Raw genomic sequence first — 19,190 nt, 5'->3', positions numbered from 1 at the left:
GCGACGTTATGCGGTATTAGCTACCGTTTCCAGTAGTTATCCCCCTCCATCAGGCAGTTTCCCAGACATTACTCACCCGTCCGCCGCTCGTCACCCGGAGAGCAAGCTCTCCTGTGCTACCGCTCGACTTGCATGTGTTAGGCCTGCCGCCAGCGTTCAATCTGAGCCATGATCAAACTCTTCAATTTAAGTTTGATGCTCGTGAATTAAACTTCGTAATGAATTACGTATGTTCACTCAGAGACTTGAGTATTCATTTATTGTCCGAAGACATTAAGAATCCATGTCACTTTGAGTGCCCACACAGATTGTCTGATAAATTGTTAAAGAGCAGTGCCGCTTCGCTTTTCGCTGCGGCGCGGGGTGTGCATATTACGCTTTCCCGCTTCAGAGTCAAGTAATTAATTTCGCTTTTCTCTCCTGACCCGGCGGCGTGTGTGCCGTTGTTCCGTGTCAGTGGAGGCGCATTATAGGGAGTTATTCCGACGTGACAAGCATAAAATACAAAAAACTTTTCGTTCGCTCACTTTTCAAACTTAACGCTTATTTATGTCGCGAATCGCCCGTTAAATGTGCGATTTCCCGCGCAAAACTGGCCACCTGCGACCAGTCGGTATAAACCACTTCTTTACGCGTATCGGTTTCACCCCCGGTCATCTTCATAATCAGGCGGATCATAAAGCGGTCATACCAGCGGTAGCGAGGATAGCGCAGCGCGCCGGCAAAGACGGCGCACAGGTCTGGCTGCCACGGCGAGCCGAGTAAAAACTTGCGCGTGTAGCTGTTCGTTTGTGGCGTACGCTTCTCGGCTTTACGTGCGACCAGGTTGACCGAGTAAAACGCACCGGGCAATTTGTTGAGTACCGCCGTGTGCTTTTTCACAAAGCGATCCAGCGCCGGATGGAAATGCCCGTAACGAATTGACGCGCCAATTACCACGCGATCGTACTCCTGCCAGGCTATCTGCTCCGCACGGTTCAGGTTCACCACATCAGAGTAAATACCCAGCTCTTTTAATTCCGACGCCAGATAAGCGGCAATCTCACGCGTTTGCCCGTCTCGCGTAGAGAAAAGAATCAATGTTTTCATCAACGGCTCCTTACTCGCGCCAGAATGTAGGGGTGAACAGCACCAGCAGCGTAAAGACCTCAAGACGACCAAACAGCATATTGGCGATGAGGATCCATTTCGCGACCGGGTTCATGCTGGCAAAGTTATCCGCCACAACGCCCAGGCCGGGCCCGAGGTTATTCAATGTTGCTACGACGGACGCAAAGGCGGAGAAATCATCCACCCCCGTCGCGATAATCGCCAGCATACTGACGATAAAGACCAGCGCATACGCCGAGAAGAATCCCCACACCGCTTCGAGGATACGTTCCGGCAGCGCGCGGTTCCCCAGCTTAATGCTGTAAACCGCGTTAGGGTGGACCAGGCGCTTCAGCTCACGGTTCCCCTGCTTAAACAGCAGCAGAATACGAATCACCTTCAGACCGCCGCCCGTAGACCCCGCACAGCCCCCGATAAATGCAGAGCATAACAGCAGCACCGGCAGGAACAGCGGCCAGCGCGCGATGCTGTCCGTGGTAAACCCGGCGGTAGTCGCCATCGATACCACCTGGAAGAACGCCTGATTTAACGTAGTCAGCGCGGAGTTGTAAACATTATGGAACCACAGCACCAGGGTACAGATGATCACCAGCGTAAGCTGGACGCCAATGAACATGCGGAACTCAGGGTCACGCCAGTACACCTTCAGGCTGCGCCCGCTCAGTAAAGAGAAGTGCAGACCGTAGTTACAGCCCGAAATCAGCAGGAAAATGGCAATGATGGTGTTAATCGTTGGGCTGTCGAAGTATCCGACGCTGGCATCGTGGGTGGAAAACCCGCCGATAGCAATCGTCGCAAAGCTGTGTCCGATGGCGTCGAAAGCCGGCATCCCGGCAAACCATAGCGCCAGCGCACAGGCCACCGTCAGTAATACATAGATAAGCCAGAGGGTTTTCGCCGTCTCGGCAATACGCGGACGCATCTTGTTATCTTTCAGCGGCCCGGGCATTTCGGCGCGATAAAGCTGCATGCCGCCAACGCCCAGAATAGGAAGAATAGCCACTGCTAGGACGATGATCCCCATCCCCCCGAACCACTGCAGCATCTGGCGATAAAAGAGAATGGCGTGCGGGAGTGAATCCAGCCCCACCAGCGTCGTCGCCCCGGTGGTTGTTAAACCGGAGAACGATTCAAAAAAGGCATCCGTGATGCTCAGGTTAGGCTGTTCAGAGAAGATGAAGGGCAGCGAACCGACGCTCCCCAGCACCGTCCAGAACAGGACCACAATCAGAAATCCTTCGCGAGATTTCAGCTCACCTTTCTGACGACGGTTTGGCCACCACAGCAGCGAGCCGATCGCCAGCGCGACAAAAAAGGTCTGGGTAAAAGCCCGCCCCGCGCCGTCCCGATAGATAAGCGCCACCAGTCCTGGGAGAATCATCGTCCCGGAAAAGAGTATGACCAGCAGTCCAACGATTCGGGTTATGGCACGAAAATGCATCTCTGCCGCTTCCTTTGGTATTCATAAAAGTGAGGTGGGGATTATTCTTCAATCGGCAGCAATTGCAACGAACCACGACTAAAATCAGCCAGTTTTGCTGAAAAAGCAGCCAGCTCCGCCTGCGGAAGCGCCACGCGTAATTGCACCATTGCCTGGTAATCACTGTGCGCGATGACGCCGTTAAACTGTTTGAGCAGCGTTTCAATGCCCGATAGCTGAGCGTAATCGCACAACAAAGTATATTCGGTGAGCGGCGTTTTGCGGATAGTTGTGAGCATATTCAGTGCCTGCTGAACTCCGCCGCCATAGGCTTTTACCAGCCCACCCGTGCCCAACAGGATGCCGCCGTAGTAGCGCACCACCACGGCGGTAATTTCACCCACGCCGCTGCCCATCAGCTGCGAAAGCATGGGTTTACCGGCCGTGCCCGCCGGTTCACCGTCGTCGGAAAACCCCAGCTGTTGTGAATCGTCCGGCGGCCCTGCCACCCACGCCACGCAGTGGTGACGCGCGTCAGGATGCTCAACCCGAACGGATTCGACAAACGCCTTTGCCGCCTCTACGCCGTCGGTATGCGTCAGCAGCGTAATAAAGCGGCTTTTCTTGATTTCCTCAACAAAGGTGACCGGTTCAGCCGGTATCAGCCAGCTTTCCATCAGGCCAGCTTCAGGTCTCGCGTCATGTTCTCGATACCGTTTTCGTGAACCACCACGTTATCTTCGATGCGAATACCGCCAAACGGCTTCAGCGCGTCAATTTTTTCCCAGTTGAAGTGCTTGCTGAACTGGCCTTCACGCCACGGCGCCAGCAGAGATTCGATAAAGTAGATCCCCGGTTCAATCGTCAGCACCATACGCGGCTCCAGAATACGGGTGCAGCGCAGGTAAGGATATTTAGACGGTGCCGCCAGGTGCGTGCCGGTATCATCCTGCATGAAGCCCGCAACGTCGTGAACCTGCAGGCCCAGCGGGTGACCGATACCATGCGGCATAAATGGCCCGGTCAGATCGTTTTCGACCATCGCCTCTTCGCTCATGTCTTTCACAATCTGATGTTTACGCAGCAGTTTTGCGATGCGCTGATGGAACTGGATGTGGTAATCCACATAGCTGGTTCCCGCCTTCATGGTGGCAATCAGCGCCAGCTGTTCATCGTTCACGTCTTTAATCAGCTGCGCGAAATCGGTATCCGCATTCGCCGCCCAGGTACGGGTCAGGTCGGCCGCGTAACCGTTGTACTCGGCGCCTGCGTCAAGCAGGAAGCTGCGCATCTCCGACGGAACATGGTGATCCAGTTTGGTGTAATGAAGCACGGACGCGTGCTCGTTCAGCGCGACGATATTGCTGTACGGCACGTCGGTATCACGGTGGCCCGTCGCGGTCAGATAGGCCTGATTGATGTCGAACTCGCTCATCCCCGACTGGAACGCTTCATGCGCGGCACGGTGACCGTTCACCGCCGTTTTTTGCGCTTCACGCATGCAGTAAAGTTCGTAGTCGGTTTTATACGCGCGGTAATAGTGCAGGTAATCCAGCACGCCTTTCGGATTGAGTTTGTCTGCCGGAATATCCAGACCCAGCGCGCGCTCCGGAACAGGGCCAATATAGGCGATGTTGCCCCGCGCGGCAGGCAGCTGGCTGCCAATGCCGTCCGCTTTCGGCAGTGCAATCACATCAATCTCTTCCGTCCAGAAAGAGGTCGGCAGCGGCTCTACGTTGTGCCAGTAATCGACCGGCAGGTAGAACCACAGCTTCGGCTTGTTCACGCCATCCACCAGCAGCCAACAATTTGGAACCTGAGTCACCGGCACCCAGGCTTTAAACTGCGGGTTCACCTTAAACGGATAAGCGTGGTCATCCAGAAAGGTATTCATCAGCTCGCCGGAGTGGATCAGCAGCGCATCCAGCTTAAAGCGGGCCAGTACATCGCGGGTACGTTCCTGTAGGGTAACGATATGATTTTTATAAAGCGAAGCCAGTGAGTCCATCATTCTTCCTTTCGTTTTTTTGACCTCAAGTCATCGCATCTTAGCACACCTCACTCCGGCTGCGTGATTTCCACCGACCGTGATCAATGCAGCAATTTCTTAATGAGTAATTTGCATTTTATTAACATAAATCCCACACTCCGATTCATCTGGTATGACCAGATCCAATTGCTGGATTCAGGAGACTGACATGCTCTACAAAGGCGACACCCTGTACCTCAACTGGCTGGAAGACGGCATTGCCGAACTGGTGTTCGATGCCCCCGGCTCAGTGAACAAGCTTGATACCGCGACGGTGGCCAGTCTTGGCCAGGCGCTAGATGTTCTTGAAAAACAACCTGAATTAAAAGGGCTGTTGCTGCGTTCGAACAAAGCGGCCTTTATCGTCGGTGCCGATATCACCGAGTTTCTTTCGCTGTTCCTGGTCCCGGAAGAACAGCTGAGCCAGTGGCTGCACTTTGCCAACAGCGTCTTTAATCGTCTGGAAGATCTGCCTGTCCCGACCATTTCCGCCGTTAACGGCTACGCGCTGGGCGGCGGCTGCGAATGCGTACTCGCGACCGACTACCGTCTGGCGACACCGGACCTGCGCATCGGCCTGCCTGAAACCAAGCTGGGCATCATGCCGGGCTTTGGCGGCTCCGTCCGTATGCCGCGCATGCTCGGTGCCGACAGCGCGCTGGAAATCATTGCGGCAGGTAAAGATGTTGGTGCAGAACAGGCTCAGAAAATCGGCCTGGTCGACGGCGTCGTGAAGCCTGAGAAACTGGTTGAAGGCGCACTCGCCATTCTGCGTCAGGCCATTAACGGCGATCTCGACTGGAAAGCCAAACGCCAGCCGAAGCTGGAGCCGTTAAAACTCAGCAAGATTGAAGCCACCATGAGCTTCACCATCGCCAAAGGCATGGTGATGCAGACGGCGGGTAAACACTACCCGGCGCCGATCACGGCGGTGAAAACCATTGAAGCGGCTGCTCGTCTCGGACGCGATGAAGCGCTGAAGCTCGAAAATCAAAGCTTTGTCCCGCTGGCGCACACCAATGAAGCTCGCGCGCTGGTCGGTATCTTCCTCAACGATCAGTTTGTGAAGGGTAAAGCCAGGCAGCTGACCAAAAACGTTGAGACGCCAAAACATGCGGCGGTACTCGGCGCGGGCATTATGGGTGGCGGCATCGCTTACCAGTCGGCCTGGAAAGGCGTGCCGGTAGTGATGAAAGACATCAGCGAGAAATCCCTGACGCTGGGCATGACCGAAGCGGCCAAGCTGCTGAATAAACAGCTGGAGCGCGGAAAAATTGACGGGCTGAAGCTTGCAGGTGTGATCTCCACCATTCAGCCCGTGCTGGAATACAGCGGTTTCGACCGTGTGGACGTAGTAGTCGAAGCCGTCGTCGAGAACCCGAAAGTCAAAAAAGCGGTGCTGGCAGAAACGGAAGATAAAGTTCGTCCTGAGACCGTGCTGGCCTCTAACACCTCCACCATTCCAATCAGCGAACTGGCGAGCGTGCTGAAGCGTCCGGAAAACTTCTGCGGGATGCACTTCTTCAACCCGGTACACCGTATGCCGCTGGTCGAAGTGATCCGCGGGGAAAAAACCTCTGACGAAACCATCGCTAAAGTGGTGGCATGGGCCAGCAAGATGGGCAAAACGCCGATCGTTGTTAACGACTGCCCGGGCTTCTTCGTCAACCGCGTGCTGTTCCCTTACTTCGCAGGCTTCAGCCAGCTGCTGCGCGACGGTGCGGACTTCCGCAAAATCGACAAAGTGATGGAAAAACAGTTCGGCTGGCCGATGGGCCCGGCGTATCTGCTGGACGTGGTCGGCATTGATACCGCCCACCACGCTCAGGCGGTAATGGCGGCAGGCTTCCCGCAGCGTATGCAGAAAGATTATCGCGACGCCATTGATGCTCTGTTCGACGCTAACCGCTTCGGCCAGAAAAACGGCCTGGGCTTCTGGCGCTATAAAGAAGACAGCAAAGGCAAACCGAAGAAAGAAGAAGATGCCGTGGTGGACGGCCTGCTGGCCGACGTCAGTCAGCCAAAACGTGACTTCACCGACGATGAAATCATCGCCCGCATGATGATCCCGATGATCAACGAAGTGGTGCGTTGCCTCGAAGAAGGCATCATCGCCAGCCCGGCAGAAGCCGACATGGCGCTGGTGTACGGCCTGGGCTTCCCTCCGTTCCACGGCGGCGCGTTCCGCTGGCTGGACACGCTCGGCAGCGCCCGCTATCTCGATATGGCTCAGCAGTATCAGCACCTCGGCCCGCTTTATGAGGTGCCGGAAGGGCTGCGTAACAAAGCGCGCCATAACGAACCCTACTATCCAGCAGTTGAGCCAGCCCGTCCAGTTGGCGAGCTGAAAACGGCTTAAGGAGTCACAATGGAAAAGGTTGTCATTGTTGATGCGATTCGCACCCCGATGGGCCGTTCAAAAGGCGGTGCATTCCGTAACGTGCGTGCGGAAGACCTCTCCGCGCATTTGATGCGTAGCCTGCTGGCGCGTAACCCGGCGCTGGATCCTGCTGCGCTGGACGATATCTACTGGGGCTGCGTGCAGCAGACCCTGGAGCAAGGTTTCAACATCGCCCGTAACGCGTCGCTGCTGGCGGAGATCCCGCATTCGGTTCCGGCCGTCACCGTCAACCGCCTGTGCGGTTCGTCAATGCAGGCGCTGCACGACGCGGCGCGCATGATCATGACCGGTGATGCGCAGGCCTGCCTGGTGGGTGGCGTTGAGCACATGGGTCACGTGCCGATGAGCCACGGGGTCGATTTTCATCCTGGCATGAGCCGTAACGTGGCGAAAGCCGCTGGGATGATGGGCCTGACCGCCGAGATGCTCTCTCGTCTGCACGGCATCAGCCGTGAAATGCAGGATGCCTTTGCCGCACGCTCTCACGCTCGCGCATGGGCGGCGACGCAGTCCGGTGCCTTTAAGAATGAGATCATCCCGACCGGCGGCCACGACGCTGACGGCGTACTGAAGCAGTTCAGCTACGACGAAGTCATCCGCCCGGAAACCACCGTAGAAGCACTTTCTACCCTGCGCCCTGCGTTTGATCCGGTCACCGGTACGGTAACGGCAGGTACTTCGTCGGCGCTGTCCGACGGTGCCGCCGCGATGCTGGTGATGAGCGAAAGTCGTGCCCGCGATCTGGGCTTAACTCCTCGCGCTCGGGTACGTTCGATGGCGGTCGTGGGCTGCGATCCTTCAATCATGGGTTACGGCCCGGTTCCGGCCTCGAAGCTGGCGCTGAAAAAAGCGGGATTAACCGCCAGCGACATCGACCTGTTTGAAATGAACGAAGCGTTCGCCGCGCAGATCCTGCCGTGCATTAAAGATCTGGGGCTGATGGAGCAGATCGACGAGAAGATTAACCTCAACGGCGGCGCGATCGCCCTCGGTCACCCGCTGGGCTGCTCCGGAGCGCGTATCAGCACGACGCTTATCAACCTGATGGAACGCAAAGATGCCCAGTTTGGCCTGGCAACGATGTGTATCGGGCTGGGTCAGGGTATCGCGACGGTGTTTGAGAGAGTGTAAATCAGGAAAAGTATCTCAAAGCCAATGGCGTCAGAACGAACGCAGCCAACGCAGTTATGGCGTCATTGGCGAAGAGAAAGAGTTTAGTTGCCGTTCTTCCCGCCTGTCAGGGGCGGGTTTTTTATTTAAATGAAGGCAAACGCATCGCCAAACAGGCGGTCTTCACGCGCGTCACGTTCGTTGCAGAACAGGTCGCGGGCAATTTTCGCCATCTCAAAACGGCCAGCGATATAGATATCGTGCCCTGCCAGCGTGCCATGATCCTGCAGCACCGCCGTCAGCACCGTACCGCTACGACCACGCCAGCCCTCTTCCGGCTGCTCAACCACCGGCTCAATGCGCAGGTTAGGATGGGTTACGCTCAGCGCTTCCAGCTCAGACAGGTCGTACAGATGTTTCTCTTCGCGGCCACCCCAGTAAATGGTGATGTCGCGGTCAGGGTTACGCGCCAGGGCGGTCAGCAGAATGGAGCGCACGTAAGAGAAGCCCGTACCGCCAGCGATCAGGATCAGCGGACGGTCTTCGTCATCGCGCAGCCACGCATCGCCGTGCGGAATATCCACTACGATCTCGCGCTCTTTCAGAATGCGGTCCATGACCGCCATCGCATACAGGTTAAGCTCTGACGCACCAATATGAAGCTCAATAAATTCCTGCTCCGCTGGCGTGGAGGCCATGGAGAAAGGACGCTTATCACGCTCATCCATCACGACCATCAGGTACTGACCCGCGCGGAAAGAGAATGGCGCTTCTGGCACTAAACGGACGCGATATACGGTGTCGGTGATGGCATCTACCGAGGTCACTTTACAGCTTAAGGTTGTCATTCGCTCTCTCTGTCGGGAAGTCTATAGGGCTTAACGGTCAGCTCAGGGTTTACCGTTATTCATTATGGCCAGCTCGTCCCAGATCGCGTCAATGCGCGCGGTCACAGCAGGATCTTTTTTGATCGGGCGACCCCATTCACGGTCGGTTTCGCCAGGCCATTTATTTGTGGCATCCAGTCCCATCTTTGAGCCAAGACCGGAAACCGGCGAGGCAAAATCCAGGTAATCTATCGGCGTGTTTTCGACTAACACCGTATCGCGCGCCGGATCCATTCGCGTGGTGATGGCCCAGATTACGTCATTCCAGTCGCGGGCGTTAACGTCATCATCGCAGACAATAACAAATTTGGTATACATAAACTGGCGCAGGAAAGACCATACGCCCATCATCACGCGTTTAGCATGACCAGGATACTGCTTCTTCATCGTGACCACCGCCATGCGATACGAGCATCCTTCAGGCGGCAGATAAAAATCAACAATTTCCGGGAACTGCTTTTGCAGGATCGGCACAAACACTTCATTCAGCGCCACGCCCAGCACCGCCGGTTCATCCGGTGGACGTCCGGTATACGTGGAGTGATAAATCGCATCTTCACGCTGCGTAATATGCGTCACGGTAAACACCGGGAAGTTATCCACTTCGTTGTAATAGCCGGTGTGGTCGCCGTAGGGGCCTTCTGGCGCCATTTCACCCTGCTCGAGGTAACCTTCCAGCACAATTTCCGCACTGGCCGGCACTTCGAGATCGTTAGAGATACACTTCACGACTTCGGTTTTCGTTCCGCGCAGCAGGCCTGCAAATGCATATTCAGAGAGTGTATCCGGCACGGGTGTGACGGCTCCCAGAATGGTGGCCGGATCGGCGCCTAAGGCGACAGACACCGGGAAACGCTCCCCCGGATGCGCAGCGCACCACTCCTGGAAATCCAGCGCGCCGCCGCGATGCGACAGCCAGCGCATAATAAGTTTATTCTTGCCAATCAACTGCTGACGGTAAATACCGAGGTTTTGCCGCTCTTTGTGCGGGCCGCGCGTAACGGTCAGCCCCCAGGTAATCAGCGGCGCGGCATCTTCAGGCCAGCACTGCATAATAGGGATTTTAGTCAGATCTACCGCATCGCCTTCCAGCACTTTCTGCTGACACGCCGCGCCGCGCAGGCGTTTGGTGGGCATATTCAGCACCTGCTTAAACTGCGGCAGTTTGTCGAACAGATCGCGAAAGCCCTTCGGTGGCTCCGGCTCTTTCAGAAACGCCAGCAGTTTACCGACTTCACGCAGCGCAGAGACGTCTTCCTGCCCCATTCCCAGTGCAACACGACGCGGGGTGCCAAACAGGTTGCACAGCACCGGCATGGAGTAACCTTTCGGATTTTCAAACAGTAATGCGGGGCCACCGGCACGCAGGGTGCGGTCAGCAATTTCTGTCATTTCCAGATAAGGATCGACAGGAAATGTAATACGTTTGAGTTCACCCTGCTTTTCCAGCAGCGTCAGGAAGTCGCGGAGATCGTGGTATTTCATGCAGTTAATCATGGCCTCTCTGTAAGCGCTTCATTATACGGCGTAAGCCTGCTTGATGCTGTAATTTTGTTAAATAAGCGTGAACTTATGCGTTCTGTTCCATTTTCCCCCATTATAATCAACTTAGCGATCCCGCCAGGGTTTTGATATGCTTGCGCCCCGAACTAAGGGAAAGAGTGATTATGCAGGCCTGGTATTTACTGTATTGCAAACGCGGGCAACTTCAGCGCGCGCAGGAACATCTTGAACGTCAGTCTGTAAATTGCCTGACACCCGTGATCACGCTTGAAAAAATGCAGCGCGGGAAGCGCACAACCGTCAGTGAGCCGTTGTTCCCGAACTACCTCTTCGTGGAGTTCGACCCGGAAGTCATCCACACCACCACCATCAGCGCAACGCGCGGCGTCAGCCACTTCGTTCGTTTTGGTGCCCACCCGGCAACGGTTCCCTCGACGGTCATTCATCAGCTGTCGATTTATCAACAGCCTGAAGGGATCACCGACCCCGAAACTCCTTACTCGGGCGATAGCGTCGTGATTACCGAAGGCGCTTTCGAAGGCCTGCAGGCGATTTTTGCCGAGCCGGACGGGGAAGCCCGCTCTATGCTGTTGCTCAATCTGCTGAACAAGCAGGTGCTGCAGAGCGTTAAAAACACCGACTTCCGCAAGCTTTAAACGTTTATCCCGAACAGATTACGCACGTTGTCATCCGTCTGCGCCGAAAGCCAGTGCGGATCCTCTCCGCGCCACTTCGCAACGCTCTCCACAATATGCCCCAGATATGCGGGCTCATTGCGCCGCGATGCCGGTTTGGGTTTCATATCGCGCGGTAGCAGATAAGGCGCATCGGTTTCAAGAAGCAACCGGTCAGCCGGGATTACCGGCAACAGCTCACGAAGTTCAAGCCCGCGGCGCTCATCGCACACCCAGCCGGTAATACCCAGATAAAGCCCTCGCGCCAGGCAATCCAGCGCTTCCTGCCGTGAACCGGTGAAGCAGTGCAGTACCGCGCCGGGCAGTTTCTCCAGCCACGGATCCAGAAGCGCCAGGAAACGCTCATGCGCGTCGCGGCAGTGCATAAACACGGGCATTCCAAGCTCTGCCGCCAGCGCAAGCTGGGCAGTAAACGCCTTTTCCTGCTCTTCAGGCGTGGAAAAGTTACGGTTGAAATCGAGACCGCATTCGCCGATCGCTACAACGTCTGGCGTCTTCGCCAGCCTGTACAGGGTGTCGCCACTTTCCGCGGTCCACTGGCTGCTGTCGTGAGGATGCACGCCAGCGGTAGACCAACAGCGATCGTAACGTTGCGCCAGCTGCTGCGCCTGCTCGCTCTCATGCAGGTTGGTGCCCGTCAGCAGCAGTCCTTTCACCCCGGCGGCAAACGCACGCGCAACCACCTCATCACGATCTTTCGCAAACTGCGAGCTGGTCAGGTTGAGTCCGATATCAAACATGCAAATCCCCATATAACAACCGCCCTGACGGGCGGCTGGTTTTACTCTTCAGTGGTCTTGTCGGACGTATCGTCTTCGTCATCCGCTCGACGTCCTTTACCCACGTAGAAACGCGAGAAGAAAACGCCGACCTCAAACAGACAGTACATCGGTATGGCCAGCAGCGTCTGCGAGAACACATCCGGCGGTGTCAGCAGCATGCCGACAACAAATGCGCCCACAAGGATATACGGACGCTTCTTACGCAGGTCATCCGGGGTCGTTACTCCTACCCAGCAGAGCAGCACAATGGCCACCGGCACTTCGAATGCCACGCCAAACGCCATAAACAGCGCCATCACAAAGCTGAGGTAGCTGGCGATATCCGTCGACACCTGCACCCCTTCCGGCGCGGTATGCGTCAGGAAGCCGAAGGCCAGCGGGAAGACAACGAAATAGGCAAACGCCATGCCGATATAGAACAGCAGCGAGCTGGACACCAGCAGCGGGATCACCAGCTTGCGTTCATGCTTATACAGCGCTGGCGCCACAAACGCCCACACCTGGTAAAGAATGACCGGTGCAGAGGCAATCAACGACACCCAGAAGGTCAGCTTGATGGGGGTAAAGAACGGCGAAGCAACGTCTGTTGCAATCATCGTTGCGCCCAGCGGCATCTGCTTGATCAGCGGCGCAGAGACCACCTGATAAATATCGTTGGCAAAATAGACCAGGCACAGGAATATGAGTAAAACCGCAATAATGCAGTTTAACAGGCGCTTACGCAGCTCAATGAGGTGCGTAATCAGCGGTTGAGTATCATCTACTGCCATGTTTACGCTTTATCACTCGACGAGGGGGATGATTCGGAAACGGGCGCAACGGGCTTCACTTCCGCCGTTTTTGCTACCGGCTCTTCCGGCTGCGCCTGTTTTTTCACTTCGGTTTCCTGAGGCGTCTGTTCCGGCGCGGCAGCCTGATGTTCAGCGCTGGCAGGCGTAACGCCCTCGCGCTGCTCCTCGCTGCCCTTCACCACCGGGTTATGAATGGTGTTCGCTTCATCGCTCGCTTTTTCAGGATCGTTGACGCTGTAAGAGCGCTTCATGGATTCCGCCGCTTCGCGCAGCTCATCCATTGACGCTTTCAGTTCCGGCGTCAGGTTATCCATGCTCGCCTTCTCGACCTTTTTCAGGCTTTCCTGAAATTCCTGCAGCTTAAGCTCCTGCGCCAGCTCATTCTGAACGGTCGATGCCAGCGATCTCAGCGCACGAACCCAGCCCGCAACGGTTTTCACTGCCACCGGCAGACGCTGCGGCCCCAGCACAATCAGGCCAATCACAAAGACCAGCAGGAGCTCACTAAAACCAATGTCGAACACGACTTACACCTGCTCTTTATCGTGGCGTTTAGCGTCTTCCTTTTTGGCTTCTTCTTGCTTGTCGGCGATGGATTTAGCAGTAAAGTCAGCGTCCTGGCTGGTTTTATCCTGCTTGCTCTCATCATCGCTCATCGCTTTCTTGAAGCCTTTGATAGACGCGCCCAGATCGGAACCAATAGAACCGAGCTTTTTGGTGCCAAACAGCAGCACGACGATGACGGCAATAATGACTAATTGCCAGATACTGATACCACCCATACATGTTCCTCAGGGATAGATGATTAATGAGTCAGGTCGCATTATACGTGTGCGACCCGTCGATAGCGACGCACGCTCAGCGCGTTTTTCGCCAGCCGGCTAGCCAGACTACCACCCCGCCAGCCATCAGCCAGGCGGGCATCATCTGCCAGTCCGGACGGTTGATCAGCAGCAGCGTACCGCTCAGCAGCAGCGTTGCGCCAATCCCAAAGAGATAGCGTGACTGCCCCTGGCGAACACGGCTGGACTGAAGTTCGCGGGCGATTTTATCCATGCTGTGCTGAAGGTTCTTGCTCTGACGCAAACTGTCATAAACCAGTTCAGGAATTTCAGGCATTTTTTCTATCCAGAACGGGCCTTTCTCTTTCAGCGAGCGCACCAGCGCCGGAATGCCAACCTGATCCTTAATCCAGGATTCAAGGAAAGGTTTCGCGGTCTTCCACAAGTCTAACTGAGGATAGAGCTGTCGGCCTACACCCTCAACGTAAAGTAATGTTTTCTGAAGTAAAACTAGCTGTGGCTGAACTTCCATATTAAAACGGCGAGCCGTGTTGAACAGGTTTAACAGCACGTGCCCAAAGGAAATTTCCGCCAGCGGTTTTTCAAAAATAGGCTCACAAACGGTCCGGATCGCGAACTCGAACTCTTCGACGTTGGTATCCGGCGGCACCCAGCCGGAATCGACGTGCAGCTCGGCCACCTTACGGTAGTCGCGGTTGAAGAACGCGATGAAGTTCTCAGCCAGATACCGTTTATCTTCCTTGTTCAGTGAACCCACAATTCCGCAGTCGATACCGATATACTTCGGATCCTCAGGATGCTCGTAGCTTACGAAGATATTGCCCGGATGCATGTCCGCATGGAAAAAGCTGTCGCGGAACACCTGGGTAAAGAAGACCTGAACGCCACGCTCGGCCAGGAGCTTCATGTTCGTTCCCTGTTTCTCCAGAGCGACCACATCCGAAACCGGAATACCGTAGATACGCTCCATCACCATCATGTTCTGGCTGCAGTAGTCAGAATAGACTTCAGGTACATAGAGCATCGGGCTGTTTTCAAAGTTGCGACGCAGTTGGATGGCGTTTGCCGATTCGCGCAGCAGGTTAAGCTCATCAATCAGCGTTTTTTCATATTCCCGCACCACTTCCAGTGGACGAAGGCGACGCCCGTCCGGCAGCAGGCGTGGCACCCAGCGCGCCAGACGATAAATCAGCTTCATGTCCGCTTTGATGACTGGCAGGATGTCCGGACGAATGACCTTAATAACGACTTCTTTGCCGTTTTCTTTCAAACGCGCGGTGTGCACCTGCGCAATAGAGGCCGACGCCAGTGGCTTAATGTCGAAATCGTCAAACCAGGTCTCGACGGGTACATTTCCCATCGCCTCTTCAATTTGCTTTTTCGCGCGCGCGCCGTCAAACGGTGCGACGCGATCCTGCAGCATCGCGAGCTCATCGGCAATGAGAGGCGGGAAGAGATCGCGGCGGGTAGACAGCATCTGCCCGAATTTAATCCATACCGGGCCGAGTTCCTGCAGCGCGAGGCGCAGACGCTCACCCAGCGGTTGACCTTTATGGCGATTGGGCATCCAGAAGAGCATCCGCCGCCAGATACGAAGCGGCAGCGTGATACGCATTTTGGGGATAAGCTCGTCGAGCCCGTAGCTCAAAAAGGTGCGAATAATAAAATAGAGGCGCCGAATTTCACCAGGCGTCATTTGCCCTCCAGTTTTTCCAGCCGTTTGGTTAACGCATCCACCGCACGTTCAACAGCAGCGGTCTCTTCCGCAAACCATGCAACTTCCAGTGGCCCGGGCGCCATTCGCCACTCCTCAGTCAGCACTTCCGTCGCATAGCGTTGCTGGCGCTGGAGGCTTTTACGCGCAAAGGAGGCGCCACCATGAAGGACTTTCCCGATGCCTTCGGCGGCAATGTCGCCGATAAAAGGCGCGAGCAGCTCTGCCGGATCGAATTCTGCCAAATCGGTGAGCGCAACGAAGTTCTGCACGACCTGAATGTCGCCCTCCACTTCCAGCTCACCGCTGCGGATAAGCGCCGTTAATTGCTGGCGATCGCGCAGTTTTGGCAGCACGCTCATGTGCGTGATGACCGAGCAGTCTGCTTCACCTTCCCACGCCCCCAGAACGTCAAGCTGGCGTTCGCTGAATACCAGCACAAGCGGCGTCGAGAACTCTTTTAAAACAATGCGTAATACCTTTCCGTTAAGCCGCTGACGTGCAGCTTTCAGCGCAGGGGCGCGATACAGAAAAGCGTTCAGTACATTCTCGATGCCTGCGGAGACTAAGGGTTTAAAGGGCACGGGACACCTCCACTCAGAATTTGTAACCGCGATGCAGCGCGACGACACCGGCCGTCAGGTTGAAATATTCAACGTTCTCAAATTCCGCGTCCTGCATCATGGCTTTTAATGTGTCCTGATCCGGGTGCATACGGATAGATTCCGCCAGATAGCGGTAGCTTTCAGCGTCGTTAGCCACCAGCTCACCAATACGCGGCAGCACGTGGAAGGAATAGGCGTCGTAGGCTTTGCTTAGCGGCTCAATGATCGGTTTAGAGAACTCGAGCACCAGCAGACGTCCACCCGGCTTCAGCACGCGGTACATGGAGCGCAGCGCTTTTTCTTTATCGGTCACGTTACGCAGACCGAAAGAGATCGTGATGCAGTCAAAGGTATTGTCCGGGAATGGCAGCGCTTCGGCGTTTGCCTGCACATATTCCACATTCCCCACCACGCCGATGTTACGCAGCTTTTCGCGTCCCATTTTCAGCATGGAATCATTAATATCGGCGAGAACAACGCGACCGGTTTCGCCCACCAGACGGGAGAATTTCGCGGTTAAATCGCCCGTGCCGCCGGCTAAATCCAGCACCGTTTGTCCACGACGTACGCCGCTGCAGTCAATGGTGAAGCGCTTCCACAAGCGATGAATGCCGAACGACATCAGGTCATTCATCACATCGTACTTCGCCGCCACGGAATGAAATACGTGGGCCACCATGTCAGCTTTCTGCGCTTTGGCGACAGTCTGAAAGCCAAAGTGCGTTGTGTCTTGTGAATCGTCAGCCATCTCAGAGCCTGCTTATCAGTAAAATGTTCGTGAAGTGTAACAGATTGGGCGCGTTTGCCCTACGTTTCAACCACCGCGAAAGAAACGCGCTGGAGTCTCGTCTGATGATAAATCCGCCGCTAACGTGTTGTCTTCACTGTTTGTCTTTTGTTCGCCCGCACCTTCTCGCAGGCGAAACTCATCGTCCTGTGCGGTGGCCTGTTCGACCAATTCCGGATTAATCTCGCGTTTAACCTCAACCCCCAGGCTGCGGAATGATTCGGCCTGTGCCAGCAGATTGCCACGTCCGGAGGCGAGTTTTTTCATCGCCTGGCGGTAGTTATCCTGCGCACGATCCAGGCTCTGCCCGACTGAAGACATGTCGTCCACGAAGAGGCGCATTTTGTCGTACAGCTTGCTGGCACGATCGGCAATCTGCTGCGCGTTGCGGCTCTGGTGCTCGTAGCGCCACAGGTTCGCAATGGTGCGTAACGCCACCAGCAGCGTGGTGGGGCTGACCAGCATAATGTTATTTTTGAGCGCTTCGGTGATAAGTTCAGGCTGTCTGTCGAGAGCCAGCAGGAACGCAGGTTCTACCGGGATGAACATCAGGACATAGTCCAGCGAGCGCAGACCCGGCAGCTGCTGGTAGTCTTTTCTGCCAAGCAGGCGAATATGATTACGCACGGAGGCAATGTGCTCCTGCAGCGCAGACTCGCGGGTGTAGTCATCGTCCGCATTAAAGTAGCGTTCATACGCCACCAGCGTCATTTTGGCGTCAATCACCACATCTTTGCCCTGCGGCAGCCGCACGATCACATCCGGCTGCATGCGTGAGCGGGCGTCGTTTTCGATACTCACCTGCGTTTCGTATTCGTACCCTTCCCGCAGGCCAGAAGCTTCCAGGACGCGGGTCAGCACCACTTCGCCCCAGTTGCCCTGGGTTTTGTTATCCCCTTTGAGCGCGCGGGTCAGGTTAACCGCTTCCTGCGCCATCTGGGCATTGAGCTGCTGGAGATTGCGAATCTCATGCGCCAGGGTGTGACGCTCGCGGGCTTCCTGACCAAAGCTGTCCTGCACCTGACGGCGAAAACCGTCAAGCTGTTCGCGCAGGGGCGTCAGCAGACTGTTCAGGCTCTGGCGGTTCTGTTCGTCAACGCGGCGGTTGCTGTGCTCAAAAATTCGGTTAGCGAGGTTCTCAAACTGTTCGCTAAGGCGCTGCTCGCTGTTGATCATCTGGCGGATTTTGTCTTCCGCATGCAGCTGGGTGGATTCAAGGCGGGTGGTCACTTCGCGGAGATCGGCTTCCAGTGACGTGTTGATATCGCGCAGGTTGCGCAGCTCGTTATTGAGCAATTCACACTCGTCGCGCCAGTGTTCGCTCAGCGCAAGCTGCTGTTTTGTCGCGCTTAAATCGGCGACCATCTCTTCTCGCTCGGCCAGCTGGTCGGCCTTCTGCTGCGCATGCTGGTAGCTGGAAATCAGCCAGCCAATCCCTAAGCCCACCAGCGCAATCACCGCGTAAATCAGGATTGAGATATCCACAATGCCCCCTGCATCAACGTATTACCCGCACAAAATAGAATTGTGCTGTATAAACGTCCAGTTTGAAAGGGTTTTCCTGCGAGGCGCTACGCAAAAAATAAAAGGCCGAACGCGTCGGCCTTTGATTTCGGAAGTGAGGATTAGATCAGGCGACGCGCTGCTTCCACCACGATTTTCACTGCATGACTTTCGGTCTGCTTCATGGTTTCGGCGTTCGGGATCTCCTGCTGGGTGCGGTTAACGATCACGCCCGCCACCATACCGGCACGCAGACCCTGGCTTGCACACATGGTCAGCAGCGTTGCGGATTCCATTTCGTAGTTCATCACGCCCATGGACTGCCACTCTTCCATTGAGCCTTTGAAACGGCTTACCACGCGGCCTGAGAAGGTGTCGTAACGCTCCTGGCCCGGGTAGAAGGTGTCGGAAGAGGCGGTGACGCCCACGTGGGTAGTTGCGCCTACGGATTTCGCGGCTTCAACCAGCGCGGTGGTGCATTCGAAATCAGCCACTGCCGGGAATTCCATCGGTGCAAAGTGCAGGCTTGCGCCGTCCAGACGAACGGACGCGGTCGTGACCAGCACGTCACCGACGTTGATGTGCGGCTGGATAGCGCCGGTGGTGCCGATACGCAGGAAAGTACGGATGCCCAGCTGCGCCAGCTCTTCCACAGCAATAGACGTAGACGGACCACCGATACCGGTAGAGCACACGATCACCGCTTTGCCATCCAGCTCTGCGCGCCAGGTGGTGAACTCACGATGGGCAGCCAGCTTGACCGGCTTATCCATCAGCGCGGCGATCTTTTCCACACGCTCAGGATCGCCAGGGACGATAGCGAGCGTAGCCCCTTGTAAATCGTTTTTGGTGAGGCCGAGATGAAAAACATCAGACTTAGACATAGGTGACTCCTCTGTGGGTCGGTTAGTCAGAAGAAGTAAAACGGTACTTTACAGAAGCAGTAAGCATATTTTCGTGACACACCTCACCATGAATGAAAATGATTACATTGAATTTCCATAAAAAAGTGATTCACATCACATTAACAAGTTATATCGCCAGGTGCTG

General features: G+C 55.7%; 18 protein-coding genes and 1 rRNA gene. 3 read left to right on the top strand and 16 right to left on the bottom strand.

Annotation, left to right across the window (positions count from 1 at the left end; all coding sequences use genetic code 11):
* From LA04_RS15080 to pepQ, 5 genes are all read right to left on the bottom strand, one after another.
* Positions 1 to 188: ribosomal RNA gene (locus LA04_RS15080) — 16S ribosomal RNA — on the bottom strand; the annotation flags it as partial.
* A 355-nt stretch (positions 189 to 543) separates the two neighbouring features.
* The gene (gene hemG / locus LA04_RS15075) at positions 544 to 1,089 is read right to left on the bottom strand and encodes a menaquinone-dependent protoporphyrinogen IX dehydrogenase (RefSeq protein WP_032662851.1); all 546 of its coding nucleotides are present in this window, start codon (positions 1,087 to 1,089) and stop codon (positions 544 to 546) included.
* A gap of 10 nt (positions 1,090 to 1,099) precedes the next feature.
* On the bottom strand, positions 1,100 to 2,551 hold the full coding sequence (gene trkH / locus LA04_RS15070) for a Trk system potassium transporter TrkH (protein WP_047652239.1): 1,452 nt from the start codon (positions 2,549 to 2,551) through the stop codon (positions 1,100 to 1,102).
* A 41-nt stretch (positions 2,552 to 2,592) separates the two neighbouring features.
* Entirely contained in the window at positions 2,593 to 3,207 is a 615-nt protein-coding gene (locus LA04_RS15065) for an IMPACT family protein (protein WP_047652238.1), read from the bottom strand.
* The gene (pepQ, locus tag LA04_RS15060; RefSeq protein ID WP_045888442.1) at positions 3,207 to 4,538 is read right to left on the bottom strand and encodes a Xaa-Pro dipeptidase; all 1,332 of its coding nucleotides are present in this window, start codon (positions 4,536 to 4,538) and stop codon (positions 3,207 to 3,209) included. Before pepQ ends, LA04_RS15065 begins: the two co-directional genes overlap by 1 nt.
* A gap of 190 nt (positions 4,539 to 4,728) precedes the next feature.
* On the opposite strand from pepQ, the gene fadB reads away from it, so the two are divergent.
* Both fadB and fadA read left to right on the top strand, forming a co-directional pair.
* Positions 4,729 to 6,918 carry a fatty acid oxidation complex subunit alpha FadB gene (gene fadB, locus LA04_RS15055; protein WP_047652237.1) on the top strand — a complete coding sequence of 730 codons (2,190 nt, stop codon included), beginning with the start codon at positions 4,729 to 4,731 and terminating at the stop codon, positions 6,916 to 6,918.
* 9 nt (positions 6,919 to 6,927) lie between these two features.
* Positions 6,928 to 8,091: an acetyl-CoA C-acyltransferase FadA gene (fadA, locus tag LA04_RS15050; RefSeq protein ID WP_047652236.1), complete on the top strand. Its 1,164-nt coding sequence runs from the start codon at positions 6,928 to 6,930 to the stop codon at positions 8,089 to 8,091.
* 125 nt (positions 8,092 to 8,216) lie between these two features.
* On the opposite strand, the gene fre is transcribed toward fadA, so the two are convergent.
* The gene (gene fre, locus LA04_RS15045) at positions 8,217 to 8,918 is read right to left on the bottom strand and encodes an NAD(P)H-flavin reductase (RefSeq protein ID WP_008501516.1); all 702 of its coding nucleotides are present in this window, start codon (positions 8,916 to 8,918) and stop codon (positions 8,217 to 8,219) included.
* A gap of 42 nt (positions 8,919 to 8,960) precedes the next feature.
* Positions 8,961 to 10,451: a 4-hydroxy-3-polyprenylbenzoate decarboxylase gene (gene ubiD / locus LA04_RS15040; RefSeq protein ID WP_161785596.1), complete on the bottom strand. Its 1,491-nt coding sequence runs from the start codon at positions 10,449 to 10,451 to the stop codon at positions 8,961 to 8,963.
* A 173-nt stretch (positions 10,452 to 10,624) separates the two neighbouring features.
* On the opposite strand from ubiD, the gene rfaH reads away from it, so the two are divergent.
* A complete protein-coding gene (gene rfaH, locus LA04_RS15035; RefSeq protein WP_033146887.1) occupies positions 10,625 to 11,116 on the top strand; it encodes a transcription/translation regulatory transformer protein RfaH in 492 nt (163 codons plus the stop codon).
* Here the strand turns inward: rfaH and tatD are convergent.
* The 9 genes from tatD to udp all read right to left on the bottom strand — a co-directional run bounded on the left by tatD (position 11,113) and on the right by udp (position 19,024).
* Complete coding sequence (gene tatD / locus LA04_RS15030; protein WP_047647022.1) at positions 11,113 to 11,895, bottom strand: 3'-5' ssDNA/RNA exonuclease TatD; 783 nt, start codon at positions 11,893 to 11,895, stop codon at positions 11,113 to 11,115. The genes rfaH and tatD overlap by 4 nt on opposite strands.
* A gap of 41 nt (positions 11,896 to 11,936) precedes the next feature.
* The gene (gene tatC / locus LA04_RS15025) at positions 11,937 to 12,707 is read right to left on the bottom strand and encodes a Sec-independent protein translocase subunit TatC (protein ID WP_023309607.1); all 771 of its coding nucleotides are present in this window, start codon (positions 12,705 to 12,707) and stop codon (positions 11,937 to 11,939) included.
* A 2-nt stretch (positions 12,708 to 12,709) separates the two neighbouring features.
* On the bottom strand, positions 12,710 to 13,252 hold the full coding sequence (gene tatB, locus LA04_RS15020; protein WP_047652234.1) for a Sec-independent protein translocase protein TatB: 543 nt from the start codon (positions 13,250 to 13,252) through the stop codon (positions 12,710 to 12,712).
* Between the two features lie 3 nt (positions 13,253 to 13,255).
* On the bottom strand, positions 13,256 to 13,510 hold the full coding sequence (gene tatA, locus LA04_RS15015) for a Sec-independent protein translocase subunit TatA (protein WP_023309609.1): 255 nt from the start codon (positions 13,508 to 13,510) through the stop codon (positions 13,256 to 13,258).
* Positions 13,511 to 13,586: 76 nt separating this feature from the next.
* Positions 13,587 to 15,227 carry a ubiquinone biosynthesis regulatory protein kinase UbiB gene (ubiB, locus tag LA04_RS15010; protein ID WP_029741825.1) on the bottom strand — a complete coding sequence of 547 codons (1,641 nt, stop codon included), beginning with the start codon at positions 15,225 to 15,227 and terminating at the stop codon, positions 13,587 to 13,589.
* Positions 15,224 to 15,829: a ubiquinone biosynthesis protein UbiJ gene (ubiJ, locus tag LA04_RS15005; protein WP_047652233.1), complete on the bottom strand. Its 606-nt coding sequence runs from the start codon at positions 15,827 to 15,829 to the stop codon at positions 15,224 to 15,226. Before ubiJ ends, ubiB begins: the two co-directional genes overlap by 4 nt.
* A gap of 13 nt (positions 15,830 to 15,842) precedes the next feature.
* Complete coding sequence (gene ubiE / locus LA04_RS15000; RefSeq protein WP_023309612.1) at positions 15,843 to 16,598, bottom strand: bifunctional demethylmenaquinone methyltransferase/2-methoxy-6-polyprenyl-1,4-benzoquinol methylase UbiE; 756 nt, start codon at positions 16,596 to 16,598, stop codon at positions 15,843 to 15,845.
* Between the two features lie 66 nt (positions 16,599 to 16,664).
* Positions 16,665 to 18,122: a DNA recombination protein RmuC gene (gene rmuC / locus LA04_RS14995; protein ID WP_047652232.1), complete on the bottom strand. Its 1,458-nt coding sequence runs from the start codon at positions 18,120 to 18,122 to the stop codon at positions 16,665 to 16,667.
* A gap of 140 nt (positions 18,123 to 18,262) precedes the next feature.
* Positions 18,263 to 19,024 (bottom strand): uridine phosphorylase, encoded by a 762-nt coding sequence (gene udp, locus LA04_RS14990; protein WP_003860792.1) that lies wholly within the window; start codon positions 19,022 to 19,024, stop codon positions 18,263 to 18,265.
* Between the last annotated feature and the right edge of the window lie 166 nt (positions 19,025 to 19,190).

It is taken from the genome of Enterobacter sp. UCD-UG_FMILLET (assembly GCF_000762975.1).
GTDB lineage: Bacteria > Pseudomonadota > Gammaproteobacteria > Enterobacterales > Enterobacteriaceae > Enterobacter > Enterobacter dykesii.
Note: the sequence above shows the minus strand (reverse complement) of the source record. Positions and strands in the feature narration are given on the sequence as shown.

Bases quoted from the DNA above. Each gene is read 5' to 3' on its own strand.
- hemG (WP_032662851.1), bottom strand. From the start codon at position 1,089: ATGAAAACATTGATTCTTTTCTCTACGCGAGACGGGCAAACGCGTGAG.
- trkH (WP_047652239.1), bottom strand. From the start codon at position 2,551: ATGCATTTTCGTGCCATAACCCGAATCGTTGGACTGCTGGTCATACTC.
- LA04_RS15065 (WP_047652238.1), bottom strand. From the start codon at position 3,207: ATGGAAAGCTGGCTGATACCGGCTGAACCGGTCACCTTTGTTGAGGAA.
- pepQ (WP_045888442.1), bottom strand. From the start codon at position 4,538: ATGGACTCACTGGCTTCGCTTTATAAAAATCATATCGTTACCCTACAG.
- fadB (WP_047652237.1), top strand. From the start codon at position 4,729: ATGCTCTACAAAGGCGACACCCTGTACCTCAACTGGCTGGAAGACGGC.
- fadA (WP_047652236.1), top strand. From the start codon at position 6,928: ATGGAAAAGGTTGTCATTGTTGATGCGATTCGCACCCCGATGGGCCGT.
- fre (WP_008501516.1), bottom strand. From the start codon at position 8,918: ATGACAACCTTAAGCTGTAAAGTGACCTCGGTAGATGCCATCACCGAC.
- rfaH (WP_033146887.1), top strand. From the start codon at position 10,625: ATGCAGGCCTGGTATTTACTGTATTGCAAACGCGGGCAACTTCAGCGC.
- tatD (WP_047647022.1), bottom strand. From the start codon at position 11,895: ATGTTTGATATCGGACTCAACCTGACCAGCTCGCAGTTTGCGAAAGAT.
- tatC (WP_023309607.1), bottom strand. From the start codon at position 12,707: ATGGCAGTAGATGATACTCAACCGCTGATTACGCACCTCATTGAGCTG.
- tatA (WP_023309609.1), bottom strand. From the start codon at position 13,510: ATGGGTGGTATCAGTATCTGGCAATTAGTCATTATTGCCGTCATCGTC.
- ubiB (WP_029741825.1), bottom strand. From the start codon at position 15,227: ATGACGCCTGGTGAAATTCGGCGCCTCTATTTTATTATTCGCACCTTT.
- ubiE (WP_023309612.1), bottom strand. From the start codon at position 16,598: ATGGCTGACGATTCACAAGACACAACGCACTTTGGCTTTCAGACTGTC.
- udp (WP_003860792.1), bottom strand. From the start codon at position 19,024: ATGTCTAAGTCTGATGTTTTTCATCTCGGCCTCACCAAAAACGATTTA.